This is a genomic window from Herbaspirillum sp. SJZ099, assembly GCF_007828355.1.
GTDB lineage: Bacteria > Pseudomonadota > Gammaproteobacteria > Burkholderiales > Burkholderiaceae_D > Herbaspirillum.
In genome coordinates, this window is record NZ_VIUO01000001.1 from 921,413 (window position 1) to 944,456 (window position 23,044).

Consider the following 23,044-nt stretch of genomic DNA (forward strand, 5'->3'; position numbering starts at 1 on the left):
AGGGTCAGGTCTCGAACAGGCTCAGGCCGCCGATTTCAGCTGGTGCAGCGACGCCACCAGATCGGCGAAGCGTTGCCCCTGGATCATGATGTGCTGGCGCAGCACCTCCACCGTCTTTTCCGCATCGCCGGCGATGATGGCGTCGACCGCCGCCTGATGCTCGTCGAACGACATCTTCAGGCGGTCGCGCACCCGTAACTGCAGGCGCCGGTACGGGCGCAGCCGGCGGTGCAGCGCGCGCGCCTGCTCGGCCAGGAAGCTGTTGTGGCTGCCGGCGTAGATGCGGTCGTGGAAGGCTTCGTTGAGGTAGAAATAGGCATCCGGGTCGGAGGCATCGCGCGCCGCCTTGCAGGCCTGGTGCGCCGCCATCAGCTCGGCGTGCTCGGCCGGCGTCATGCGGCGCGCGGCCAGGCGGCCGCACATGGCTTCGAACTCGGCCATGACCTCGAACATTTCAATCAGTTTCTGCGGGCCGATCTCGGCCACGATGGCGCCGCGCCGCGGGCGCATTTCGACGATGCCCATCGAATCCAGCTGGATCAGCGCTTCCCGGATCGGCGTGCGCGAAACCCCGAATTCCTCGGCCAGCGAGGTCTCGTCCAGGTGCTGCCCCGGCGCCAGCTTGCCGACGGCGATCATTTCCTCGATCGATTCGCGCAGGGTTTCAGAGCGTTTCTTGGCGGTCTCCATCTTGGGAATCCTTTTTTGGGATTGCATACAAGACAATTATTTTATATGAATTTATGCTTGACAATGTATTCGTTTCCTAAGAAATTGTATACACGATGAGATCATAAAAACACACGCAGTATCCATCAATCCTAAGGAGGAGACACGAAATGACTTCCAAGACACGTCGGCATTTGCTGGGCGCGCTCGCTGCCGCGCCCTTTTTTGCGGGGACGCAACTGGCCTGGGGCCAGGCGACGAACCTGAAGATCTCGCACCAGTTTCCCGGCGGCACCATCAATGAAGGCGACTTCCGCGACCGCCTGGTGCGCATGTTCGCCCAGCAGGTCAGCGAACGCACCAAGGGCAGCCTGAAGTTCGAGATCTATCCCGGTTCTTCGCTGATGAAGACCAATGCGCAGTTCTCCGCCATGCGCAAGGGCGCGCTGGACATGTCGCTGGTGCCGCTGAACTACGCCGGCGGCGAAGTCCCCGAAACCAACATCGGCCTGATGCCCGGCCTGGTGACTTCTTACCAGCAGGGCGCATCGTGGAAGAACGCCGAAGTCGGCAAGGAGCTGGCGCGCATCTTGGGCGAGAAGGGCGTGGTCATCGTCAGCTGGATCTGGCAGGCCGGCGGGGTGGCTTCGCGCGGCAAGCCGATCGTCGATCCGGCCGATGCCAAGGGCATGAAGGTGCGCGGCGGCTCGCGCGAGATGGACCTGATCCTGAAGGAAGCCGGCGCGGCCGTGGTGACGCTGCCTTCCAACGAAATCTACGCCGCCATGCAGACCGGCGCCATGGATGCGGCGATGACTTCGTCGACCTCCTTCATGTCGTTCCGCCTGGAAGAAGTCGCCAAGGCGCTCACCACCGGCCGCGACAAGGCTTACTGGTACATGTTCGAGCCGCTGATGATGTCCAAGGCGGTGTTCGAGCGCCTGTCCAAGGACCAGCAGGCCGTCGTCATGGCGGTCGGCGCCGAGATGGCGCAGTTCGCCATGAAGGCGGCGCAGGCCGACGACATCGCCGTGGCCCAGGTCTACCAGAAGGCCGGCGCCAAGGTGGTCGACCTGAATGCGGAAGTGGTCAAGAAGTGGCAGGACATCGCCCGCAATACCGCCTGGAAGGATTTCGCCGCGCGTAACGCCAACTGCGCCAACCTGCTGAAGCTGGCGGAGAAAACCCTATGAGCCACGGTTTCGAGATGCCGGGCGCCGCTGCGGCACGTCCGGCGGTGCCGGCCTGGGCGCCGCTGGCGTGGCTGGCCGCGGCGCTGGAGAAGTTCCACAAGCTGGCGGTGTTCCTGGGCATGATCGCGCTGGTGGTGACCTCGTGCATCCTGACCTATTCGGTGGTGGTGCGCTATTTCTTCCATCACCCCACCGACTGGCAGGATGAGGCCTCGGTGTTCATGCTGGTGGGCGTGATCTTCCTGTGCTCGGCCTACGTGCAGTCGCTGCGCGGCCATATCGGCATCGAAGCCCTGGCCGGCTTCCTGTCGCCGGCCGCCAACCGCGTGCGCATGTTCATCGTCGACCTGTTTTCCTTTTTCTTTTGCGCCTTCTTCGCGTGGAAATCGTGGACGCTGTTCCATGAGGCCTGGGTCGATGGCCAGACCACATCGTCGACCTTCGCGCCGCCGCTGTGGATTCCCTATTCGATGATGGCGCTGGGCATGACCGTGCTCACGCTGCAACTGCTGGTGCAGGTGCTGGTGCGCATCACCGGCACGGTGGAAGCGAAAGGGGGCGCGCAATGAGCCCGCTCACGCTTGGCGCCCTGTACGGGATCGTCACCATCGCCGTCATGTGTTCTGGCATGCCCATCGCCTTCGCGCTGGGCGTGGTGGCCACCGGTTTCATGTACGTTTTCATGCCGGCCTCTTCGCTGGACACCATCACGCAAAACGTCTACGAAGAAATCGCCTCGATCACGCTGCTGTCGATCCCGCTGTTCATCCTGAAGGGGGCCGCCATCGGCAAATCGCCGGCGGGCAAGGACCTGTATTCGGCCATCCACGCCTGGTTGAACCGGGTGCCGGGCGGGCTGGGCATCGCCAACGTGTTCGCTTGCGCGCTGTTCGCCGCCATGGCCGGTTCCTCGCCGGCGACCTGCTCGGCGATCGGTTCGGCCGGCATTCCTGAAATGCGCCGGCGCGGTTATTCGCCGGGCTTCGCGGCCGGCATCATCGCCGCCGGCGGCACGCTGGGCATCCTGTTGCCGCCGTCGATCACCATGATCCTGTACGCGGTGGCCGCCGAGCAGTCGCTGGGCCGCCTGTTCCTGGCCGGCATCGGCCCGGGCGTGCTGCTGGTGCTGCTGTTCGCCGGTTATGCCGTCTACCGCGCCCGCAAGGAATACAAGCTGGCGCATGCGGTCTACAGCGCCGGCGGCGCCAAGTCGGCCTACCTGGACGACGAGCACTTCACGCTGGCGCAGAAGGTGGAGATGCTGCCGCGCGTGCTGCCGTTCCTGATCCTCTTGATCGGCGTGATGGTGGCGCTCTACGGCGGGCTGGCCACGCCCTCCGAGACCGCCGGCCTGGGCGCGCTCTTGGCGCTGGTGCTGATCGCCATCGTCTACCGCATCTACAAGCCGCGCGAGATCGCGCCGTTCCTCTCCTCGACGATCAAGGAGTCGGGCATGCTGCTGCTGATCATCGGCATGTCGCTGCTGTATTCCTACGTGATGAGCTACCTGCACATCAGCCAGTCGGCGGCGCAATGGGTGGTCGACCTGCACCTGTCCAAATGGCTGCTGCTGGCGGTGATCCTGCTGATGGTGATCGTGCTGGGCTTCTTCCTGCCGCCGGTGTCGATCATCCTGATGACCGCGCCCATCATCCTGCCGCCGCTGAAGGCAGCCGGTTTCGACCTGATCTGGTTCGGCATCGTGATGACGGTGGTGATGGAGATGGGGCTGATCCACCCGCCGGTGGGGCTGAACCTGTTCGTGATCAAGAACATCGCGCCGGACATTCCCCTGGGCGACGTCATCAAGGGCACCATTCCTTTCCTGGCGCTGATGTTCCTGGCGGTCGTGCTGCTGTGCATGTTCCCCGGCATCGCGACCGTATTGCCTGACTTACTGATGGGAGCGAAGTAAATATGAGCGGTAGCGAACGCGTCTGGAACGTGCGCCAGAAGAACCGGGACGACCGGCTGGCGCGCGCCGCGGCGGTGCTGGGCGGAAAACTGCAAGGCAAGATCGCGCCGGCGGCGCAACTGGCCGAGCTGCTGTATGCGGTGATCGAGCCGGGCGACCGGGTCTGCGTCGAGGGCAACAACCAGAAGCAGGCCGACTTTTTGGCCAAGGGCCTGGCCGCGCTCGATCCGGCGCGGGTGCACGGCCTGCACATGCTGTTCTCGGTGCTGGCCTTGCCGGAGCATCTGGATGTGTTCGAAAAGGGGATCGCCTCGAAGCTGGACTTTTCCTTCTCCGGCCCGCAGGCCGGGCGGTTGGCAAAACTGGCCTCGGCCGGCAAGCTCAACATCGGCGCGATCCACACCTACCTGGAACTGTTCGGGCGCTACTTCATCGACCTGACGCCGCGCGTGGCGCTGGTGGCGGCGCAGGCGGCCGACCGCCACGGCAACCTGTACACCGGCCCCAACACCGAAGACACGCCGGCGATTGCCGAGGCCACGGCATTTTCCAGCGGCATCGTGATCGCCCAGGTCAACGAGATCGTCGATGAACTGCCGCGCGTGGACATTCCCTCGGACTGGGTCAGCTTTGCCATCAAGGCGCCCACGCCGCATTACATCGAGCCGCTGTTCACGCGCGATCCGGCGCAGATTTCCGAGATCCAGGTGCTGATGGCGATGATGGCCATCAAGGGCATCTATGCCGAATACGGCGTGCAGCGCCTGAACCACGGCATCGGCTTCGACACCGCCGCCATCGAGCTGATCCTGCCGACCTATGCCGAGTCGCTCGGCCTGCGCGGCAAGATCTGCAAGCATTGGGCGCTCAACCCGCACCCGGCGCTGATCCCGGCGATCGAGGCCGGCTTCGTCGAATCGATCCATTCCTTCGGTTCCGAGCTGGGCATGGAGGAATATATCCGCGCCCGGCCCGATATCTTCTTCGTCGGCCCTGACGGCTCCATGCGCAGCAACCGGGCGTTCTCGCAGACGGCCGGTCATTACGGCTGCGACATGTTCATCGGTTCCACGCTGCAGATCGATTTGCAGGGCAATTCCTCCACCGCCACGCTGGGCCGCATCGCCGGCTTCGGCGGCGCTCCCAACATGGGCGCCGACGCGCGCGGCCGGCGCCACGCCAGCCCCGCCTGGTTGAAGGCCGGGCAGCAGGCGCGCGCCGGCAGGAATACCATCCCGCGCGGCCAGAAGCTGGTGGTGCAGACGGTGGAGACCTTCCGCGAACACATGCAGCCGGCCTTCGTCGAACGGCTGGATGCGTGGCAACTGGGCGAGCAGGCCAAGATGCCGATCCCGCCGGTGATGATCTACGGCGACGACGTGACCCATATCCTGACCGAGGAAGGCATCGCCAACCTGTTGCTGTGCCGCACCGACGAAGAGCGCGAGCAAGCCATCCGCGGCGTGGCCGGCTACACGCCGGTGGGCCTGGGGCGCGACAAGCGCATGGTGGAAAACCTGCGCGACCGCGGCGTGATCCGCCGCGCCGAAGACATGGGCATCGACAAGCGCCTGGCTACCCGCGACCTGCTGGCGGCCAAGAACATGAAGGACCTGGTGCGCGCATCGGGCGGCTTGTACAACCCGCCCAAGCGGTTCCGCAACTGGTAACGATGGAAAACAGCCGGTTGGCGGGAAGGTAAGGCGGTCGAAAAACGCAACCTGCCTGTATCCCCGTATCACGTTGTTGGGCAGGCATTCTCAACCGCAGTTATCCGATAGTGAGGACACCATGCGGCAGTGTGACGGCATCAGCGGTATAGATTCCCAGGAGGTGAACCAGCAACGGCGCCGGTTCGTCGCAGGCAGCGGCCTGCTATTGGGAGGGACTGCGCTTGGCATGGCGGCATCCGGGCCGGCAGCGGGCGCAACCACGGCAAATTCAACAGACAACGGCAAGACCATGACTTCATCGCAACGTTATTCGCCGCCGGACATCGTCGCGCTCGACGCGCTGTCGTTGTCGGCCGCCATCCGCGACCGGCAGGTTTCCTGCCGCGAAGTGATGGCGGCCTACCTGTCGCACATCGGACGCGTCAATCCCAGGGTCAACGCCATCGTCGCGCTGCAGGACGGCGATGCCTTGCTGCGGCAGGCCGATGAGAAAGACCGCCAACTGGCCGCCGGCCAGTATCTGGGCTGGATGCACGGTATGCCGCACGCGGTGAAGGATTTGGCGCTCACGCGCGGCATCCGCACCACCTTCGGTTCGCCGATGTTCAAGGACAATGTGCCCAAGACCGACGATATCTTCGTCGAACGCATCAGGAAGCAGGGCGCGATCCTGATCGGCAAGACCAACACGCCGGAGTTCGGGCTGGGTTCCAACTCTTACAACCCGGTCTATGGCATCACGCTCAACGCTTACGACCAGAGCCGCATCGCCGGCGGCAGCAGCGGCGGCGCGGCGGTTGCGCTGGCCTTGCAGATGGTGCCGGTGGCCGACGGTAGCGACATGATGGGTTCGCTGCGCAATCCGGCGGCCTTCAACAATGTCTACGGCTTTCGTCCCTCGGCCGGGGCCATCCCCAGCGGGCCGGGGCCGGAGCTTTATCTCGGCGGGCTGTCGACCAATGGCCCGATGGGCCGCAATGTCAGCGACCTGGCAAGATTGATGGCGACCCAGGTCGGCTACGACGAGCGCGCGCCGATGTCGACGGTGCAGGATGCGGCGCGCTATGCGCAGCCGCTGCAGCGCGACTTCAAGGGCACGCGCATCGGCTGGCTGGGCGACCTGCATGGCTACCTGACCATGGAAGAGGGCGTCATGGAGGTCTGTCGCGGTAGCTTCGGCGCGTTCGAAAGCCTGGGCTGCAGCGTGGCCGAAGTCGGCAAGGCCGAACTGGATTTCGCGCCGGAACGCTTGTGGCATTCGTGGCTGGTGCACCGCCAGTCGCTACTGGCCGGCGCCTGGGGCGAGGCTTACGCCGACCCGGCCAGGCGCGCGCTGATGAAACCGGAATTCGTATGGGAAGTGGAAAATGGCATGAAGTGGAGCGCGCGCGATTTCTACCGCGCATCGGTGGAGCGCAGCGCGTGGTACAAAGCCATCCATCGCCTGCTGGAACGCTACGATTACCTGCTCATGCCGACTGCCCAGGTATTTCCGTTCAGCGCGCAGGAGCACTGGCCCAAGAGTATCGCCGGCAAACCGATGGACACCTACCATCGCTGGATGGAAGCGGTGATCCCGGCGTCGCTGGCCGGCACGCCCGCCATCAGCGTCCCGGCCGGATTCGGCAGGCAAGGACTGCCGATGGGCGTGCAGATCATCGGCAAACGGTTCTTTGACTACGAAGTGCTGCAGCTGGCCTATGCCTACGAGCAGGCCACCCATTGGGAACGCAAGCGGCGGCCGGCGCTGCTGCAGGCATGAACATCAACACGCATCGCAAGCACAGGCAACGACGATATTGGCTATGGAAACCTTAACTTTTCGCTTTCAAAACGGCAGGCGCCGTCTCAAGGCCGCACCCGAACTGGTCGGCGTGGTCAGCTCCGGCAACTTGGAAGTGCTGATCGAGAACGCCGCGCTCAATGGCGCTTGCGCGATCGAGGTCAAGACCGCCGCGCGCGGTTTCGGCGCCATCTGGGAGGCGGTGATGGGCGACTTCTTCCAGCGCTGGCAATTGGCCGACGCGCGCATTTCCATCAACGACATGGGCGCCACCCCGGCGGTGGTCAGCCTGCGTCTGGACCAGGCGGTGGAAGCCATGGTGGAGGACGCCAAATGAGCGTCAGCTACCTGGAAGCCAGCGCCCGCGAACGCATCCTGCAAGTGCTCGACGCCGGCAGTTTCACGGAACTGCTGCCGCCCGCGCAGCGCGTGGTCAGCCCGCACCTGGGGCAACTGGATGCGCCGGTTTCGTTCGACGACGGCGTGGTGATCGGTGAAGGCATGCTGGACGGCCGCGCGGTGATGGCGGCCGCGCAGGAGGGCGGCTTCATGGGCGGCGCGGTGGGCGAGGTGCATGGCGCCAAGCTGGTCGGTTTGTTCAAGCGCGCCATCCGCAAGAAAGCCGCGGGCGTGGTGCTGCTGCTGGAAACCGGCGGCGTGCGCCTGCATGAGGCCAACGCCGGCCTGATCGCGGTATCGGAAGTGATGCGCGCCGTGCTCGATGCGCGCGCGGAGGGTATCCCGGTGATCGTGCTGGTGGGCGGCGCCAACGGCTGCTTCGGCGGCATGGGCATCGTGGCGCGTTGCGCCAGCACAGTGATCATGTCGGAAGAGGGGCGGCTGGCCATGTCCGGCCCCGAGGTGATCGAGACCGCCAACGGCGTGGAAGAGTTCGACTCGCGCGACCGTGCGCTGGTGTGGCGCACCACCGGCGGCAAGCATCGCTACCTGACCGGCGATTGCCAGGTGCTGGTCAATGACGATATCCGCGCCTTCCGCGCCGCCGCTGCGCAGGCCTTGGAAAATGCCGGCCCGACCGCGCTGACGCTGCAGGGGCTGGAAGCGGAGCAGGAGGCGCTGCGCCAGCGCATCGCGCGTTTCGGCCAGGCCCACGATCCGATGGAGATCTGGAAAGCGCTGGGCATAGCGCAACCGGAGGCGGTGCCGATGCTGGAAGCCGAACCCTTCGTCGCCCTGGCCGATGCCCATCGCGTCCGCACCCAAGCATAAGGAATCCACGCATGCAAACCGCAGCCAATACCGCCGCCGAAGAGATCAGACAAGTTGACTGGCGCGCGCTCGCGCAACAGCTGTTTCCGCAGGGGCATGACATCGCCGAGCAGGACAATTTCCTGTCCGGCACGGCCCGGGTCGATGGCGCCGCCGTGACCGTGGTCGGCACCACCGGCCATACGCCCATCGGCATCGAGATCGCGCTGGCGCAGGCCGCCGAGATACTCAAGACGGTGCGCGAGCATCCCGGCCGCGCCATCGTCATCCTGGTCGATACGCAAGGCCAGCGCCTGCGCCACCGCGACGAGATGCTGGGCATCAACAGCTACATGGCGCACCTGGGCAAATGCGTGGAACTGGCGCGCCGTTCCGGCCACCGCGTGGTCGGGCTGGTCTACGACCAGGCGCTGTCGGGCGGCTTCATCACCAGCGGACTCATCGCCGACGCCTGCTATGCCTTGCCGGACGCCACCATCCGCGTCATGGGGCTGCCGGCCATGGCGCGCATTACCAAGGTGCCGCAAGAGCGCTTGACCGAACTGGCCCGGAGCAACCCGGTGTTCGCGCCCGGCCCGGAAAACTATCTGCGCATGGGCGGCGTGGCCGGAATCTGGAACGGCGACCTGGCGCAGGCGCTGCGCGAGGCGCTGGCGGTGGACCGCTCGACCGACCGGCGCGCCATCGACGGCCTGGAGCGCGGCGGGCGCAAGCTGGCCCAGCGCGTCATCGACGCCGTGGCCGACGATGTGCCGCTCGATTGAACGGGATTGCCCAATGGATGCACGCCATCACCTGGTCTGGCTGAGCGAAGCGGGCTGGCAGCGCGCGCAGGAGCGCGCGGGAGACGCCCGCCAGCGCGAGGCGATGGCGCACTGGCAGCGCAACCGCTGGCCGGTGGTGGTGCGCCGCGCCGATGCCGATATCGACGCCGATGCCGGCGAGATCTGCGCCGGCATCGCCTTGCCGCCCGATGCGCACGGCAACAAGCCGCGCATCGCCTTGCGCCTGCATGCTTCGGAGGTGGCGTCGCGCCGCGCGCCGTTCCTGCTGCGCGACATCGCCGCCGCGCGCTTGCCGGGCCTGCCGCCGGCATGGCATGAGCCGATGGCGCAATTGCAGGAAAGCATGGCGCGCGAAGAGATTGCATTGGGCGTGTTCGGCTCGCTGGCCTGGCAGGCCATCACCGGACAGCAATATCTGCGCGGCGGCTCCGACATCGACCTGCTGTTCGAGCCGGCCAGCCAGGCGCAACTGGCGCAGGGCGTGCGCCTGCTGGCCTACCACGCGATGTTTTTGCCGCTGGATGGCGAAATCGTCTTTCCCGGCGGCGCCGCGGTGTCGTGGAAGGAATGGCGGCAGGTCGCCGTCAAGGGCGGCGATCCCGACAACAAGGTGCTGGTCAAGACGCCGGAGGCGGTGAAGCTGGAACGCGTCGGCGCACTCGCGGCAAGCCTGCCGCAATCGTGCAGTGAACCACAGGGGCGCGAACTACAGGAGGGCCGACCATGCGCGGCCTGAACCGTCCCGCCAATCCTCCCGGGGACGGTTGGCGCGCCGCGCTTGCGCCGGTCCCGCACTACACGCAGAAGCGCCGCGATGCGCGCGACAACCTTGCCTTCAGCCGCACGTTGGCGCGCCTGGCGTTGCGCAGCCTGTATCAGGAACTGGTGCTGTATCCCAAGCCGGGGCTGGTCTCGCTGGTGGATAACGGCAGCCATCGCGATATGGATGCCTCCACTTTCATGTGCAGCCTGTTTGCGCTGCGCCGTTATTTCTTCCTGATTGCCGAAGCCGGCATGCGGGGCGCGCCCTTCAATGAATTGCAGCGCCTGGCGATTGCCGCGGAACGGCGCATGCTGCGCGCCACCGGCGGCATCAATACCCATCGCGGCGCCATTTTCGCGCTGGGCATGCTATGTGCGGCGATGGCATATTGCCGGGCGCAGAAGATGCCGCTGTCGGACGCCACGATACGCGCCACGCTGCTGATCCAGTGGGGCGATGCGCTGGCCGGCCATACCCATGCGCAGGCGCCGGGCCAGCCCAGCCACGGCCAGCAAGTGGCCGCCGCGCATGCCGTGGGCGGCGCGCGCGAAGAGGGTGCGCTGGGGTTTCCGTCGGTATTCGAGATCGCGCTGCCGCGCATGCGCCAGACGCTGGCACACGGCCGCGACTGGCAAGCGGCCAAGATCGATGCGCTGTTTGCATTGATGCAGCATGTCAGCGATACCAATGTCTACCACCGTGGCGGTGCGCAGGGGGCTGCGCTGGTGCGTGCGCGCAGCGCCGCTTTCCTGGCCGCCGGCGGTACTGCCAATCCCGGCTGGCATGCGATGGCCCTCGATTGCCACCGCGCCTTCGTGGCGCAACGCCTGTCGCCGGGCGGCGCGGCCGACCTGCTGGCGGCGGCGTGCCTGGTGCATCAGGCGTGCGCGTTGGGCGATGCGTCCGGCTTGCCGTCGCGCGAGAGGGGCTGAACATGCGGCTGGCGATCCTCTGTCCCGGCCAGGGCGGCCAGCATCCCGCCATGTTCGACATGGCGCGCGCCGATGCGAACGGCGCCGCTTTCCTGGCGCAATGCGGACTGCAACAGTGGCTGGATGCGCCGCTGGCCGATGTGCTGGCCGATCCGCAGCAGCTCTATGCCAACCGCCATGCGCAACCGCTGATCGTCGCGGCCCAGCTTGCCGCCTGGCATGCCATTGCCGATGAGCTGGCCGCTATCGCCGGCGCGCCTGCGGTAGTGGCCGGCTATAGCGTCGGAGAATTGTCCGCCTATGCGGTGGCCGGCGTGTTCGGGGTCCAAGAGGCCGTGGGCATCGCGGCCCGGCGCGCAGGCCTGATGGATGCTGCACGGCAGCAGGCGCCGGCCATGCAGCGCGAGCAGGGCCTGATGTCGGTCAGCGGCATGGCCGCCGCCGCGGCGCGCGCGGTGCTGCAACGCCACGGCGCCTATGTGGCCATCGATACCGGCGAAGAGTCGCTGATTGCGGGCGGCGCCAGCCGCGATCTGCGCGCCGCCGCCGATGAGCTGGCCGCCATGGGCGCGCGCACCGGCGAGCTGCCGGTCGGACTGGCTTCGCATACGCCGCTGATGCAGGCGGCCGCCGCGCCGTTTTCCGATGTGCTGGCGCAGGCTTCCTGCGCGGCGCCGGCGCTGACCTTGCTGGCCGGCATCACCGGGCAGGCCGTCGACGACGCGGCGCAAGCGCGTACCTTGCTTGCCAGGCAACTGACCGAGACCATCCAGTGGGCCGCCTGCATGGACGCCTGCGCCGAACGCGGCGTCACGGTCGCGCTGGAGCTGGGTTCTTGCGCGGCCCTGTCGCGCATGCTGCGCGGTCGCCATCCGCAGATCGAATGCCGCTCCCTGTCCGACTTCCGCAGCTTTTCCGGGGCGCTGACCTGGCTGCGGCGCCAGGCCGATTGAGGCCGCCGCCAGCGGCTTGCCGGTCCCGCCGCGTTCTTCCTTTGCAATCTCCGGCCAATAGCTGATCCATAGCGGGAACCGAATCGGGATTACTGGCATCGCCCCTGTGCAAGTGCTATGTTGAAGACGTGGTGCTGTGCACATTCGTGCCTGAACTTATAAAACAGGCCCAAGTCGGACCAGCAAGCCGTGTTGCCATGGCACGGCGCGGGCTGTACTTGCATCGATGTTTGCAGCATTGCGCAAACCGTGTTCAACCCGACCAGGAGCCCCACGATGAAAGTCGACGTTTACAAACGCCCGGACAGCGACGGACTGTTTTCCTATTTGCTCATCCCGCACCAGAAGCCATTGCCGCAAGAGGTCACCAATACCGATTGGCAGATGCATGAACGGGGCGCCGATGTCGAGCAGGACGGGCGGCGGCATTTCACGCTGCAGCCGGATGACGCATTCGTGCAGATCAGCCAGAAGGGCTATGCCATCACCCACCTGGGCGACCGCGCCGGCGACGGCGCTTCATGATGCCGTGCGCAATGCCACATGAACCAAGGAGGAAACCGTCATGCCAACCGAACACATGGGCGACTACGATATCGAGTACTCGGGCGTGCGCGTGATCGGCGGCGAAGAGTGGGTGGCCAATGTGGCCATCTTTGGGCCGTCGCACAACCCCATGCACCGCAATCCGGTATTTCCGTCGCAACGGGTGTTGCCCGACCAGACTTTCGGCGATGAAAAATCGGCCGAGCAGGGGGCCTTGCAGGTGGCGCATGAGCTGCTGGAGTCCCGCCGAGGCCCGGGATCGCATCACTGAGCCGATGCCGCTGGCGCTGCTGGCGTCGCTGGTGTTGTTTCTGCGCCAGCGGCGCCGGGCCGCATCTCCGGTGGCATGGAAATCGCATGGGGAAATGCGCCCGCCCGACGCGGCAGCCGTGCATACGGTTGGCCGCTTTTCGCCATAGAATGTCGGGCACCGCGATTTTTCACATTCACGTCCCGACCCTATGAAGCCGCCACTGCTCGTCCTGATCCACCTTTCCGACACCAGCCTCGCCACCATCGGCGAACACTACGACATCCTCTACGCTCCCGACAAGCAGCGCCGCGCCGACATGATCGCCGGCCCGGCCCGGCATGTCGCGGTGGTGCTGACCAATGGCAGCACCGGGCTGCGCGCCGACGAGATGCGCGCCTTGCCGCGCCTGCAACTGGTGTGCGCCTTTGGCGCCGGCTATGAAAACATCGACGTGGCCCACGCCGAGGCGGCCGGCATCGACATCGCCACCGGCGCCGGCACCAACGAGGATTGCGTGGCCGACCATGCAATGGGCCTGCTGCTGGCCACCGTGCGCCATATCCCGGCGCTGGACCAGGCCACCCGTGCCGGCGGCTGGCGCGACAGCCTGCCGCTGCAGCCGCAGATGACGGGCAAGCGCCTGGGCATCGTCGGGCTGGGCAACATCGGCAAGAAGATCGCCCGGCGCGCCGCCGGCTTCGACATCGAAGTCGGCTATTGCAACCGCAAGAAGCGCGACGACGTCGATTTCCACTATTTCCCGGATGTGGCGCAACTGGCCGCCTGGGCCGATTTCATCATCGTCGCCGCGCCGGGCGGGGCCGATACCCAGCATCTGGTGTCGGCGCGCGTGATCGATGAGCTGGGCCCGCAAGGCTACCTGGTCAACATCGGCCGCGGCAGCATCGTCGATACCGCCGCGCTGGCGGCCGCCTTGCGCGAGGGCCGCCTGGCCGGCGCCGGGCTGGATGTCTACGAGAGCGAACCGAAGCCGCCGCAGGAGCTGGTCGGCCTGTCCAATGTGGTGCTGACGCCGCACGTCGCCGGCTGGTCGCCGGAATCGATCGATGCTTCCGTGCAACAGTTCCTGCGCAACTGCGAAGAGCATTTCGCCGCCGCCGAGCCGGCGGTACGGGCCTGAACGGCGGATTTGCGGGTTTTTTGAGGGCCGGGAGGCGCCTCAAGCCCGTCCAAGGCTGGTAATATCTGCGGCCGGCCGGATTGCGCGGGGATGCGCTCCGGCTTTCATCCATTCCAAACGCTGACAGCAATACAGAGAGAGCCAAGCACCATGGATCTGCCATCTCACCAACTCACCATGACGGTCCTGATGACGCCCGACATGGCCAACTTCGCCGGCAATGTGCACGGGGGCACCATCCTGAAGCTGCTGGACCAGGTCGCCTACGCCTGCGCCAGCCGCTACGCCGGCCAGTACGTGGTGACCCTGTCGGTCGACCAGGTGATGTTCCGCCAGCCCATCCATGTGGGCGAACTGGTGACTTTCATGGCCAGCGTCAACCACACTGGCACGTCGTCGATGGAGATCGGCGTGAAGGTGGTGGCCGAGAACATCCGCACCCAGGAAACGCGCCACGTCAACAGCTGCTTCTTCACCATGGTGGCGGTGGACGACCAGCGCAAGCCGATCGCCGTGCCGCCGCTGCGGCCGTTCTCCCGGGAAGAGAAGCGCCGTTTCGAGGCCGCGGTGCTGCGCAAGTCGCTGCGCAAGGAGCTGGAGCGCCGTTTCGAGGAAGTCAAGCCGGGCTGATGGCCGGCCATCGGTTGGCCAGCGTCGCGCACCAATGAAAAAGGGACAGCCGGTTGGCTGTCCTTTTTTTATTGCACTGCGCCTTCGCTTCAGGCGAGTTCGATGGCGACCGAGCCCAGCGGCCCCAGGTCGGCCAGGACGCCTTGGCCGGCGCGCACCGGCAACGGCACAATGGTCGAGCCGCTGGCGACGATCTGGCCTTCGGCCAGCGTCAATCCATGCCGGGACAGTTCGTTGGCCAGCCAGGTCAGCGCGATGCGCGGGTCGCCCAGCACCTGGGCGCCGCTGCCGTCGCGTTGCTCGCCGCCGCTGATGCGGCCGAAGGTCGGGAGCGCGGCCAGGTCGAGCGCGCGCCAGTCGACCTCTGCCGGCGCGCCCAGCACGAATTGGTCGGCGCAGGCGTTGTCGGCGATCAGCTGGGCGGCGCCGACTTGTTTGAAGTTGTCGTAACGGGTATCGGGGAGTTCGATGGCGGGGTAGACCGAGCCCACCGCATCGAGCACTTCCTCTTGCGAATAAGGCGCGCTGCGCGGCGGCAAGGAGGTGCGCATGCGGAAGGCGACTTCCACCTCGACCACGCTCATCAGGCTGTTGCCCAGCGAGATGACGGCGCCGTTGCGATGGATGCGCTCGGCCAGCAGACGGCCGGCCAGCGGCGCGTCGACGTTAAGCAGCTTCTGGCCGCCGGGGCCGGTGGCGCCGATCTTCCAGCCGGACAGCGGCGCGAAGCTGTGCGCTTCCAGTCGCGCCTGGACGGCATAGGCTTCCGCGCGGTCGGCCGGGCACAGCTCCGGCGGCAGCTGTGCGATACGGCGTCCATGCGCCCAGCAGTCCCACAGCAAGTCGGCGGCCTGCTGGCGTTGCGATTCATTCAGCACGTCTATTTCCCCCTATTGTTGTCGTATTGTCGATATGCGGCGATGGCGCGGCCATGCCGGTGCCGCCGCGCGGAACAGCTTCTCAAGCCATCATCGGTCCCAGCGCGCCGATGGCGATGGTCAGCAGGCCAAGGCACAGGTTGATGCCCACCAGCATGCGGATCTGGCCCAGGGCGCGCGAGGCGCGATCCCAGTCTTGCCGGGCGGCGGCCAGTTTCAGGCGGCGGAACGGCGCGAAGAAGATGTGGCCGAAAACCAGCATCATCAGGATGCCGATGCCGGCCATTGCGTGGACATAGGGCGCCGCGTGGCCGCCCATGAGCAGCATCATGTGCAGGCCGCTGCCCAGCACCAGCGCGATGGAAATCCACACCCAGATGAAGAACGCGCCCAGCGTCGCCGCCATCAGCACCAGGCGCTGCGGCGGCTGCAAGGACGCCAGCGCCGGACGCAGCGCCATGTGGGCGAAGAACATGCCGCCGACCCAGATGGTCAGCCCAAGCAGATGGAAGAATTTCGCAAGCAGCATTTCAATCCCGTCAGGTAAGCGCAGTTGGAAGAACGATTGGCGCATTGTCGCATGATGGCGCGGCCCGTGTCGTTGCGCCGGATATCGGCGCGCTGCCTGTGATAATGTCATGCCTTAATGGCAACGTCGTATCGCGGCGTTCGCTACGGCAGCGATCATCGAGAACAGGGAGCGGCATGGCAATACTCAGCGCAATCAATATCTATCCGATCAAGTCGTGCGGCGGCATCGCCCTGGAGCAGGCCCAGATCGGCCCGCTCGGGCTGGCGCTGGACCGCCACTGGATGGTGGTGGACGGCGCCGGGGAGTTCCTGACGCAGCGCAGCCATGCGCGCATGGCCTGCATCGTTCCGCGTTTCGAGGAGGGCGCGCTGCTGCTGACGGCCCCCGGCATGCCCGAACTGCAGCTGGCGGCCGCCGGCGAAGATGGCGCAAGCGTTCTGGTGCAGGTGTGGAAGGATAGGGTGGCCGCCCTGGACCAGGGCGCGCGCGCCCGCCAGTGGTTCTCGGACTATCTGGGCATCGACGCCCGCCTGGTGCGCTTCGATCCGAATGCAACGCGCGCCTGCAACCAACGCTGGACCGGCGAGCACCGTGCGACGACGCAATTTTCCGACGGTTATCCGCTGCTGGTGATCGGCCAGGCATCGCTGGACGACCTGAATGCGCGGCTGGGCGCCAAGGGCGCGCCGGCGTTGCCGATGGAGCGTTTTCGCCCGAACCTGGTGATCCAGGGGCTGGAGGCCTACGAGGAAGATTTCATCGATACCATCACCCTGGACGATGGCGATGGCGGCGTCGTGACGCTCAAGCTGGTCAAGCCCTGCGCGCGCTGCCCGGTGCCGGGAATCGACCAGCGCACCGGCCTGCGCGATCCGCAATGGCCGGACGAACCGCTCGATACGCTGGCCGCCTACCGCGCCAATCCGCGCGTGGGTGGCGGCCTGACCTTCGGTCAGAATGCCATCGTCGTCGGCGGCATGGGCGGCCGCATACGCGCGGGACAGGCCTGCGGCTGGGAATTGAATTTCTGAGCCAAGCGCCGCCGGCAAAACGCCGGCGGCGGCGTTGCGGCTCCTGTTGGCGGCTCCAAGCGAAAAGCGCCGCTCCGGGATCATCGGAGCGGCGCTTTTTTTGGGGTGTTGCGGCCCGTCGGCGGGCCGCTGCACGGCGCAGCGTTCCCTTATTTCTTGGGGCGGCCGACCTTCAGCGGCGTCAGGCTGCTGAGGATGTCCTTCAGATCGGCGATCTTCAGGTTCTTGATCAGCGACACGCCGATACGCAGCAAGTCGCTCTTCTTGATCTCGACGCCGGCCTTGAGGCAGGACTTCTTGACCTGCGCCAGCACCGCATATTCGTTTTCCGGCATGGTGAAGCTGTCGCGCACCTGCTTGACCTTCTTCGGCTTGGCGGCCTTCTTCTCCGCCTTGGTCAGCGCTGCCGGCTTCTGGAGCGGCTTGGCCGGCACGGCGACGGCAGGCTTCTTAGGCACCGGCGCTGCTGCCTTCGGCGCAGCCGCGGGCGCCTTCGGGGCGGGCGCTGCAGCCTTGGGGACGGCCTTGGATGATGCCTTGGCAGCAGGGCGCGCGGCCGGCTTGGCGGCGGGTTTCTTCACGGTTGGCCGGGCGGCGGGCGCGGCCTTGGCCACGGTTTTTTTTCTTGCGGTTGTTGCGGCTTGAACTCTGGTTGCCATGAACCCTCCTGTTAAAAATTAATATAAACAATATATATTGTTTGTCACGCTGCCGCAATCGTGGCGGCAGGATGTGAACGATTCCATCCGTTCCTGTTTGCGCTGCAAACGTTTACATCGGCCATTTCCGTGCCGGAAAAAGACACACCGGATGGAAAGAAGCGGCCGCCGCCCGAGGGCGGGAAATGCCCAGGAACGCAGGCGGAGCAGGGGATGGAGCAGCGCGAATGCCATGCCGGCGATCCTAGCAAGCCCAGGTTAAAGCATTGTGACAACGCCGGAAAACAATTTACGTCGCGCCGGCCGGCAAGGCGGGAGCGAAGGGAAATGGAAAATGCCTGCCATCTTCGGCCGGTTGGCGCGGCCCGCTCGCCCTCATGACGGCCGGCGAAACCTCGCGCTTCTCCAACGTTGCGATCGACGCTGGTTGCTCAGGCCAGCGTCGCCGAATATGGCTGTGGGCCGCTCGTGCCGGATGGGGATATTGCATGGGAATTCTCGGCTATTATTGCTCCCCATGACAGATATCATTCCACTCTCCATCGCGCCTCAAGTGGCGCAGGCCCAAGCCATCATTGAGCGGCATCTGGGCGGCCATGTGGTCGCCATCCACTTGTTCGGTTCTGCGGTAGACGGCGGACTTCGCCCCTACAGCGATATCGACCTGCTTGTCACAGTGGCCGAACCTCCCGGCGAGGAGATCCGACGCGCGTTGATGACCGAGCTGTTGACGGTATCCGCCGCTCCCGGATCATCAACGTCCCTGCGCGCGCTCGAAGTCACCGTGCTGGCGCTTGGGCAGATCGTGCCTTGGCGTTATCCGCCAAGGCGGGAGCTCCAGTTTGGCGAATGGCTGCGCGAGGACATATTGGCAGGCGTTTTCGAAGAACCCGCGTTGGACCATGACCTGGCTATCCTCCTTACCAAAGCCCGGGCCAGCAGCATCGCAATCGTCGGATCAAGTGCGGGAGACGTCTTCAATGCAGTCCCGCGCGCAGACCTGGTGCGCGCGCTCCTGGATACTGTGGCGCAATGGAACGCGCCAGCAGACTGGGAAGGCGAGGAGCGAAACATCATTCTCGCGCTCGCTCGCATCTGGTATACGGCAACCACAGGCGAAATCGCCGCAAAGGATTTTTCGGCCACCTGGCTGCTGGAGCGGATCGAACCGCAGCATCGGGCGGTGCTGGCCAACGCCAGGGCCGGCTATCTTGGTGAAGCGCCGGATAATCTGGCCGAACATGCGCCTGAGGTTGAGGCTTTCATCGCGGGCGCGCAGCTGGAAATCAGGCGGCTCTGCTCGAATGCCGATCGTTGGCAGACTGTGTCTTGAACTCGCCGCAGCGATGGATAAGCCCGCTGCGGCGAGTCGTTGCGTAGTCCGGCGAAAGGCGATGCCGGAGCCATGGCGCAATGGAAAAAGCCCGGCGCCAACGGCCGGGCTTCCGGATGGGCTGGGTTGCCCGCCGGGGATTACATGAAGCGCCGGGTTGCCGCCGCCGGCTGGCTGTCGGCAGCCGCGGGCAGCGGGCGGCGCTGCTGCGCGGCGGCGGGCTCGAATTCTTTGATGGCGGCAACTTTCAATGGCGCGCTTGGCTGGAGCTCATGCCCGGCGTTGAAGTCGCGCAGGAAATGCGCGAAGTCGCCGCCGATTTCCTGGTGCTTGATGCCCATGGCCACGGCGGCCTTCAGGTAGCCCAGCTTGGAGCCGCAGTCGAAGCGCCGGCCTTCGTAGCGGTATGCCAGGATCTGCTCTTCCGCCAGCAGGGCCGAGATCGCGTCGGTAAGCTGCAGCTCCCCGCCGGCGCCGGCGGTGATGTTTTCCAGGCGCGTGAAGATGGCCGGCGTCAGCACATAGCGGCCGACCACGGCCAGGGTGGAGGGCGCGGTTTCAGGCGTCGGTTTCTCGACGATGCCGCCGACCTGTTCCAGCCGGTCGCGGTAGCGGGTGCCGCTGACGATGCCGTATTGGCGGGTATCCTGGCGCGGCACATCCTGCACGGCCAGGAGGCTCTTGCCTTCGCGCTCGAACATCTCGGTCATCTGCGCCATGACATTTTTGCGGCCGGCATCGATATCCATGAAGTCGTCGGCCAGCAGCACCGCGAAGGGTTCGTTGCCCACCAGCGGCTTGGCCAGCAGCACCGCGTGGCCCAGGCCCAGCGGCTCGGCCTGGCGCACGTAGACGCAATTGATATGCTTGGGAATGACATTGCGGATGGTTTCCAGCAGCTTCTGCTTGCCGGCCGCTTCCAGTTCGCTCTCCAGCTCGTAGGCCTTGTCGAAATGGTCTTCGATGGCGCGCTTGTTGCGGCCGGTGACGAAGATCATTTCGGTGATACCCGCTTCGACGGCTTCTTCGACCGCATACTGGATCAGCGGCTTGTCGACGATGGGCAGCATTTCCTTGGGTTGCGCCTTGGTGGCGGGCAAGAAACGGCTGCCCAGGCCGGCGACAGGAAAGACTGCTTTGGTGATTTTTTTCATGGTAGGCCCAAGTAGAGGTTGATTGATGAACGTGGCGCCCTCTCCCATTGCTGCGCAGGCTCGAGGCCTGTTTTTCGATTGTTCCGGCTTGCTTGCCGGTTGCCGATTCCGTTTTTCATGGTTGGCGCAAGCTTAAAAAAAGACCTGGATGCCGGCTATAGGAAAGCCGCTGTTTGGGCTGTAGGAAAACAGGAGAAAAACGGCAGGAAAACAGCAAGAAAACGCCGCGCTTGTCCTACAAGGAAATGGGCCGCTGTCCGATAGCTGGCCGGAGCGCGGCTGCCTACCATTGCCTCATCCGTTGCTGCCATCGGCACAGCGTCAACCGCAAGAAGTCCCCTCCACAACATCATACGAAAGGGAACATCATGGATCATGGAATCATTGCCTGGCTCATCATCGGGGCCGTGGCCGGCTGGCTCGCCGGCGTGCTGGTGAAGGGCGGCGGCTTCGGCTTGCTGGCCGACATCCTGATCGGCATCGTCGGCGCCGTCATCGGCGGCTGGCTGGCCGGACTGCTGGGCATCTCCATCGGCGGCGGCATCCTGGCGTCGATTCTCACCGCCACGCTGGGCGCGATCGTCCTGCTCGTCATCGTGCGGGCGTTTTCCAGGCGCGCGTAGCCTGGCCCAGCCGGAAAAACGAGGCTCCCCCGATGCCGCCGCATCGGAAGGGGCTTCTTTCGCTTTGTCCGAGACGGCAAGCTTGCCCTACAATGCCGTTTTGACAGAGTCATTGTCGCGCTTGATGAGCATGGCGCGAACAGTGGCTGTCAATACGCCCGACCCTGTTTTCATCCATCAAGAAAAAATATTCCATGAGTAGTAGCGCCAATCCACTGGCCGGCAAACGCGCGGCGCCCTCGGCACTGGTCAACCTGCCAGTCCTGCTCTCCAATTACTACAGCCTGCGCCCCGACATGGGCGAGGCCACCCACCGGGTCGCCTTCGGCACCTCCGGGCACCGCGGCAATGCCAATGCCCACAGCTTCAATGAATGGCATGTGCTGGCCATCACCCAGGCCATCTGCGACTACCGCAACGGCAAGGGCTTCACCGGCCCGCTGTTCCTGGGCATCGATACGCACGCCTTGTCCGAACCGGCCTGGCATAGCGCGCTGGAAGTGCTGGCCGCCAACGAAGTGGTGACCATGCTGGCCGAAGGCAGCCCCTATGCGCCCACGCCCGCGGTGTCGCACGCGATCCTGGCGCACAATCGCGTCAACCGGACGGCGCTGGCCGACGGCATCGTCATCACGCCGTCGCACAACCCGCCGGACAATGGCGGCTTCAAGTACAACATGCCCAATGGCGGCCCGGCCGATTCCGATGTCACGGGTTGGGTCGAGCAGCGCGCCAACGCCTATCTTGAAAAGCACCTGGACGGCGTCAGGCGGATGACCTTCGACAAGGCGCTCAAGGCCGGCACCACGCGCCGCTACGACTATCTCGACAACTATGTCGGCGACTTGCCCAACATCATCGACCTGGCGGCGATCGCCGGCGCCGGCGTCCGGATCGGGGTCGATCCGCTGGGCGGCGCCGGCGTGCATTACTGGCCGGCCATCGCCGAGCGCTACAAGCTCAACCTGGAGGTGGTCAATACCGAGGTCGACCCCACTTTCCGCTTCGTGCCGCAGGACTGGGACGGGCAGATCCGCATGGACCCGTCTTCGCCGTACGCGATGAGCGAGCTGATCGCGTTGAAGGAACGCTTTGACGTCGCGCTGGCATGCGATACCGACCACGACCGCCACGGCATCATCGCCGGCAGCACCGGCTTGCTGCCGGCCAACGATTACCTCGCCGTCGCCGTCCATTACCTGTTCAGCCACCGCCCGGCATGGCGCGCCGACGCGGCGGTCGGCAAGACCCTGGTGTCGAGCCAGATGATCAACCGCGTGGCCGGCCATCTCGGCCGCAAGCTGCTGGAAATGCCGGTCGGCTTCAAGTGGTTCGTCGACGGCCTGTATGACGGCAGCATCGCCTTCGGCTGCGAAGAGAGCGCCGGCGCCTCCTTCGTGCGTTTCGACGGCCAGCCCTGGAGCACCGACAAGGACGGCATTACCGCCGCTCTGCTCGCCGCCGAGATGACCGCCCGCACCGGCAACGATCCGGGCCGCATCTACCAGGAACTGACGCAGCAGCTCGGCGCGCCGCGCAACGGCCGCATCGAAGCCGCTGCCACGCCGCAGCAGAAGGCGCGCCTGTCCAGGCTCTCGCCGGACGACGTCAGTTCCACCGAACTGGCCGGCGAACCTATCCGCGAGGTGCGCACCACCGCGCCGGCCAACGGCAAGCCCTTCGGCGGCCTCAAGATCGTCACCGACAACGGCTGGTTCGCCGCGCGCCCGTCCGGCACCGAGAACATCTACAAGATCTACGGCGAAAGCTTCCGCGACCAGGCGCACCTGGACAGGATCTTCGCCGAGGCGCAGGAGATCGTGACGCGCGCGCTGAAGGCCGGCTGAGCGAGTATCCGCGCTTGCCTGCAAACGCCGGTTGCTGCAAGGCAACCGGCGTTTTTTCTTCCGGACTTCCTACATGCGATTTCTCCAATGTCCGGTTGCCCGGTCGCTGCCGCCTCCCTAGGATGGTCAGATACATTCAGGCAGGAGGGCCGGATATGGACAAGCAGGCGCCAGCGGGCGCGCAAGACCCCGCGCGCGACACCAAGGGCAAGCGTTTCGGCGGCAATTGCGCGCTGACCGCCGGGCACAAGCTGCCGGCGCCGGAGACTGAAGCGCTCCAGGCGCCGGAACCGGACGGCACCGAAGACCCGGGCGCCAGCGCCGACGATGCGCTGATGTCCGGCCCAGGCAAGGATTGAGGTCTGCCTGAGCCGCCATGCACACGGAGACGATCATGCACAAACCCCAGGATGTTCCGCCGGTGGAGGTTCCGCCCCTGGATCCGACACCGCCGCAAGAGCCGATTCCCCACCAGCATCCCAACCGGCAATGATGAAACGTGCCGCCGGGCGATGCGCAAC

The 23,044-nt window shown here is 65.6% G+C and carries 25 protein-coding genes; 20 read left to right on the forward strand and 5 right to left on the reverse strand.

The features are described from left to right. Positions 1 to 21 precede the first annotated feature (21 nt). Entirely contained in the window at positions 22 to 690 is a 669-nt protein-coding gene (locus FB597_RS03895; RefSeq protein ID WP_141916545.1) for a GntR family transcriptional regulator, read from the reverse strand. Positions 691 to 839: 149 nt separating this feature from the next. On the opposite strand from FB597_RS03895, the gene dctP reads away from it, so the two are divergent. The 15 genes from dctP to FB597_RS03970 all read left to right on the forward strand — a co-directional run bounded on the left by dctP (position 840) and on the right by FB597_RS03970 (position 14,466). Next, the gene (gene dctP / locus FB597_RS03900) at positions 840 to 1,862 is read left to right on the forward strand and encodes a TRAP transporter substrate-binding protein DctP (protein WP_144768176.1); all 1,023 of its coding nucleotides are present in this window, start codon (positions 840 to 842) and stop codon (positions 1,860 to 1,862) included. Further along, entirely contained in the window at positions 1,859 to 2,431 is a 573-nt protein-coding gene (locus FB597_RS03905; protein ID WP_144768178.1) for a TRAP transporter small permease, read from the forward strand. Before dctP ends, FB597_RS03905 begins: the two co-directional genes overlap by 4 nt. Continuing rightward, entirely contained in the window at positions 2,428 to 3,777 is a 1,350-nt protein-coding gene (locus FB597_RS03910; protein ID WP_141916552.1) for a TRAP transporter large permease, read from the forward strand. The genes FB597_RS03905 and FB597_RS03910 overlap by 4 nt, the downstream gene beginning before the upstream one ends. A gap of 2 nt (positions 3,778 to 3,779) precedes the next feature. Further along, on the forward strand, positions 3,780 to 5,447 hold the full coding sequence (gene mdcA / locus FB597_RS03915; RefSeq protein WP_141916554.1) for a malonate decarboxylase subunit alpha: 1,668 nt from the start codon (positions 3,780 to 3,782) through the stop codon (positions 5,445 to 5,447). Between the two features lie 292 nt (positions 5,448 to 5,739). After that, a complete protein-coding gene (locus FB597_RS03920; RefSeq protein WP_144768180.1) occupies positions 5,740 to 7,212 on the forward strand; it encodes an amidase in 1,473 nt (490 codons plus the stop codon). 43 nt (positions 7,213 to 7,255) lie between these two features. Further along, a complete protein-coding gene (gene mdcC, locus FB597_RS03925) occupies positions 7,256 to 7,570 on the forward strand; it encodes a malonate decarboxylase acyl carrier protein (RefSeq protein WP_144768182.1) in 315 nt (104 codons plus the stop codon). After that, positions 7,567 to 8,463, forward strand: coding sequence for a biotin-independent malonate decarboxylase subunit beta (locus FB597_RS03930; RefSeq protein WP_144768184.1), 897 nt, complete (start codon positions 7,567 to 7,569; stop codon positions 8,461 to 8,463). Before mdcC ends, FB597_RS03930 begins: the two co-directional genes overlap by 4 nt. 11 nt (positions 8,464 to 8,474) lie before the next feature. Beyond that, complete coding sequence (mdcE, locus tag FB597_RS03935; protein WP_144768186.1) at positions 8,475 to 9,227, forward strand: biotin-independent malonate decarboxylase subunit gamma; 753 nt, start codon at positions 8,475 to 8,477, stop codon at positions 9,225 to 9,227. A gap of 13 nt (positions 9,228 to 9,240) precedes the next feature. Next, on the forward strand, positions 9,241 to 9,984 hold the full coding sequence (gene mdcG / locus FB597_RS03940) for a malonate decarboxylase holo-[acyl-carrier-protein] synthase (protein WP_144768188.1): 744 nt from the start codon (positions 9,241 to 9,243) through the stop codon (positions 9,982 to 9,984). Beyond that, a complete protein-coding gene (gene mdcB, locus FB597_RS03945; RefSeq protein WP_144768191.1) occupies positions 9,972 to 10,943 on the forward strand; it encodes a triphosphoribosyl-dephospho-CoA synthase MdcB in 972 nt (323 codons plus the stop codon). Before mdcG ends, mdcB begins: the two co-directional genes overlap by 13 nt. Further along, positions 10,940 to 11,896: an ACP S-malonyltransferase gene (locus tag FB597_RS03950; protein WP_144768399.1), complete on the forward strand. Its 957-nt coding sequence runs from the start codon at positions 10,940 to 10,942 to the stop codon at positions 11,894 to 11,896. Before mdcB ends, FB597_RS03950 begins: the two co-directional genes overlap by 4 nt. 276 nt (positions 11,897 to 12,172) lie before the next feature. Then, positions 12,173 to 12,421: a DUF6139 family protein gene (locus FB597_RS03955; protein ID WP_144768192.1), complete on the forward strand. Its 249-nt coding sequence runs from the start codon at positions 12,173 to 12,175 to the stop codon at positions 12,419 to 12,421. Between the two features lie 40 nt (positions 12,422 to 12,461). Further along, positions 12,462 to 12,713 (forward strand): hypothetical protein, encoded by a 252-nt coding sequence (locus tag FB597_RS03960; RefSeq protein ID WP_141916573.1) that lies wholly within the window; start codon positions 12,462 to 12,464, stop codon positions 12,711 to 12,713. 190 nt (positions 12,714 to 12,903) lie between these two features. Beyond that, on the forward strand, positions 12,904 to 13,836 hold the full coding sequence (locus FB597_RS03965; protein WP_141916575.1) for a 2-hydroxyacid dehydrogenase: 933 nt from the start codon (positions 12,904 to 12,906) through the stop codon (positions 13,834 to 13,836). Between the two features lie 150 nt (positions 13,837 to 13,986). After that, positions 13,987 to 14,466, forward strand: a complete 480-nt coding sequence (locus tag FB597_RS03970) for an acyl-CoA thioesterase (RefSeq protein WP_141916577.1) — start codon at positions 13,987 to 13,989, stop codon at positions 14,464 to 14,466. An 89-nt stretch (positions 14,467 to 14,555) separates the two neighbouring features. Here the strand turns inward: FB597_RS03970 and FB597_RS03975 are convergent, their stop codons facing one another. Then, positions 14,556 to 15,344 carry a 2-keto-4-pentenoate hydratase gene (locus FB597_RS03975; protein ID WP_144768194.1) on the reverse strand — a complete coding sequence of 263 codons (789 nt, stop codon included), beginning with the start codon at positions 15,342 to 15,344 and terminating at the stop codon, positions 14,556 to 14,558. An 82-nt stretch (positions 15,345 to 15,426) separates the two neighbouring features. After that, positions 15,427 to 15,873, reverse strand: coding sequence for a CopD family protein (locus FB597_RS03980; protein WP_141916581.1), 447 nt, complete (start codon positions 15,871 to 15,873; stop codon positions 15,427 to 15,429). A 176-nt stretch (positions 15,874 to 16,049) separates the two neighbouring features. Here FB597_RS03980 and FB597_RS03985 point away from each other — a divergent pair, with 176 nt between their 5' ends. Continuing rightward, positions 16,050 to 16,907: an MOSC domain-containing protein gene (locus FB597_RS03985; protein ID WP_141916583.1), complete on the forward strand. Its 858-nt coding sequence runs from the start codon at positions 16,050 to 16,052 to the stop codon at positions 16,905 to 16,907. 149 nt (positions 16,908 to 17,056) lie between these two features. On the opposite strand, the gene FB597_RS03990 is transcribed toward FB597_RS03985, so the two are convergent. Continuing rightward, positions 17,057 to 17,566: a hypothetical protein gene (locus FB597_RS03990; protein WP_144768196.1), complete on the reverse strand. Its 510-nt coding sequence runs from the start codon at positions 17,564 to 17,566 to the stop codon at positions 17,057 to 17,059. Between the two features lie 517 nt (positions 17,567 to 18,083). Here FB597_RS03990 and FB597_RS03995 point away from each other — a divergent pair. Continuing rightward, on the forward strand, positions 18,084 to 18,899 hold the full coding sequence (locus tag FB597_RS03995) for an aminoglycoside adenylyltransferase family protein (protein ID WP_144768198.1): 816 nt from the start codon (positions 18,084 to 18,086) through the stop codon (positions 18,897 to 18,899). Positions 18,900 to 19,039: 140 nt separating this feature from the next. On the opposite strand, the gene galU is transcribed toward FB597_RS03995, so the two are convergent. Continuing rightward, positions 19,040 to 20,053 carry a UTP--glucose-1-phosphate uridylyltransferase GalU gene (gene galU, locus FB597_RS04000; protein WP_144768200.1) on the reverse strand — a complete coding sequence of 338 codons (1,014 nt, stop codon included), beginning with the start codon at positions 20,051 to 20,053 and terminating at the stop codon, positions 19,040 to 19,042. Between the two features lie 368 nt (positions 20,054 to 20,421). On the opposite strand from galU, the gene FB597_RS04005 reads away from it, so the two are divergent. The 3 genes from FB597_RS04005 to FB597_RS20170 all read left to right on the forward strand — a co-directional run bounded on the left by FB597_RS04005 (position 20,422) and on the right by FB597_RS20170 (position 22,882). Next, the gene (locus FB597_RS04005) at positions 20,422 to 20,676 is read left to right on the forward strand and encodes a GlsB/YeaQ/YmgE family stress response membrane protein (protein WP_141916598.1); all 255 of its coding nucleotides are present in this window, start codon (positions 20,422 to 20,424) and stop codon (positions 20,674 to 20,676) included. Between the two features lie 194 nt (positions 20,677 to 20,870). Further along, positions 20,871 to 22,523, forward strand: a complete 1,653-nt coding sequence (gene pgm / locus FB597_RS04010; RefSeq protein WP_144768202.1) for a phosphoglucomutase (alpha-D-glucose-1,6-bisphosphate-dependent) — start codon at positions 20,871 to 20,873, stop codon at positions 22,521 to 22,523. Positions 22,524 to 22,678: 155 nt separating this feature from the next. Beyond that, positions 22,679 to 22,882, forward strand: coding sequence for a hypothetical protein (locus tag FB597_RS20170; protein ID WP_183405879.1), 204 nt, complete (start codon positions 22,679 to 22,681; stop codon positions 22,880 to 22,882). Positions 22,883 to 23,044 lie beyond the last annotated feature (162 nt).

Excerpts from the sequence above, each read along its gene's own strand:
- FB597_RS03895 (WP_141916545.1), bottom strand. The coding sequence starts at position 690 with ATGGAGACCGCCAAGAAACGCTCTGAAACCCTGCGCGAATCGATCGAG.
- dctP (WP_144768176.1), top strand. The coding sequence starts at position 840 with ATGACTTCCAAGACACGTCGGCATTTGCTGGGCGCGCTCGCTGCCGCG.
- FB597_RS03905 (WP_144768178.1), top strand. The coding sequence starts at position 1,859 with ATGAGCCACGGTTTCGAGATGCCGGGCGCCGCTGCGGCACGTCCGGCG.
- FB597_RS03910 (WP_141916552.1), top strand. The coding sequence starts at position 2,428 with ATGAGCCCGCTCACGCTTGGCGCCCTGTACGGGATCGTCACCATCGCC.
- mdcA (WP_141916554.1), top strand. The coding sequence starts at position 3,780 with ATGAGCGGTAGCGAACGCGTCTGGAACGTGCGCCAGAAGAACCGGGAC.
- FB597_RS03920 (WP_144768180.1), top strand. The coding sequence starts at position 5,740 with ATGACTTCATCGCAACGTTATTCGCCGCCGGACATCGTCGCGCTCGAC.
- mdcC (WP_144768182.1), top strand. The coding sequence starts at position 7,256 with ATGGAAACCTTAACTTTTCGCTTTCAAAACGGCAGGCGCCGTCTCAAG.
- FB597_RS03930 (WP_144768184.1), top strand. The coding sequence starts at position 7,567 with ATGAGCGTCAGCTACCTGGAAGCCAGCGCCCGCGAACGCATCCTGCAA.
- mdcE (WP_144768186.1), top strand. The coding sequence starts at position 8,475 with ATGCAAACCGCAGCCAATACCGCCGCCGAAGAGATCAGACAAGTTGAC.
- mdcG (WP_144768188.1), top strand. The coding sequence starts at position 9,241 with ATGGATGCACGCCATCACCTGGTCTGGCTGAGCGAAGCGGGCTGGCAG.
- mdcB (WP_144768191.1), top strand. The coding sequence starts at position 9,972 with ATGCGCGGCCTGAACCGTCCCGCCAATCCTCCCGGGGACGGTTGGCGC.
- FB597_RS03955 (WP_144768192.1), top strand. The coding sequence starts at position 12,173 with ATGAAAGTCGACGTTTACAAACGCCCGGACAGCGACGGACTGTTTTCC.
- FB597_RS03960 (WP_141916573.1), top strand. The coding sequence starts at position 12,462 with ATGCCAACCGAACACATGGGCGACTACGATATCGAGTACTCGGGCGTG.
- FB597_RS03965 (WP_141916575.1), top strand. The coding sequence starts at position 12,904 with ATGAAGCCGCCACTGCTCGTCCTGATCCACCTTTCCGACACCAGCCTC.
- FB597_RS03970 (WP_141916577.1), top strand. The coding sequence starts at position 13,987 with ATGGATCTGCCATCTCACCAACTCACCATGACGGTCCTGATGACGCCC.
- FB597_RS03980 (WP_141916581.1), bottom strand. The coding sequence starts at position 15,873 with ATGCTGCTTGCGAAATTCTTCCATCTGCTTGGGCTGACCATCTGGGTC.
- FB597_RS03985 (WP_141916583.1), top strand. The coding sequence starts at position 16,050 with ATGGCAATACTCAGCGCAATCAATATCTATCCGATCAAGTCGTGCGGC.
- FB597_RS03990 (WP_144768196.1), bottom strand. The coding sequence starts at position 17,566 with ATGGCAACCAGAGTTCAAGCCGCAACAACCGCAAGAAAAAAAACCGTG.
- FB597_RS03995 (WP_144768198.1), top strand. The coding sequence starts at position 18,084 with ATGACAGATATCATTCCACTCTCCATCGCGCCTCAAGTGGCGCAGGCC.
- galU (WP_144768200.1), bottom strand. The coding sequence starts at position 20,053 with ATGAAAAAAATCACCAAAGCAGTCTTTCCTGTCGCCGGCCTGGGCAGC.
- FB597_RS04005 (WP_141916598.1), top strand. The coding sequence starts at position 20,422 with ATGGATCATGGAATCATTGCCTGGCTCATCATCGGGGCCGTGGCCGGC.
- pgm (WP_144768202.1), top strand. The coding sequence starts at position 20,871 with ATGAGTAGTAGCGCCAATCCACTGGCCGGCAAACGCGCGGCGCCCTCG.
- FB597_RS20170 (WP_183405879.1), top strand. The coding sequence starts at position 22,679 with ATGGACAAGCAGGCGCCAGCGGGCGCGCAAGACCCCGCGCGCGACACC.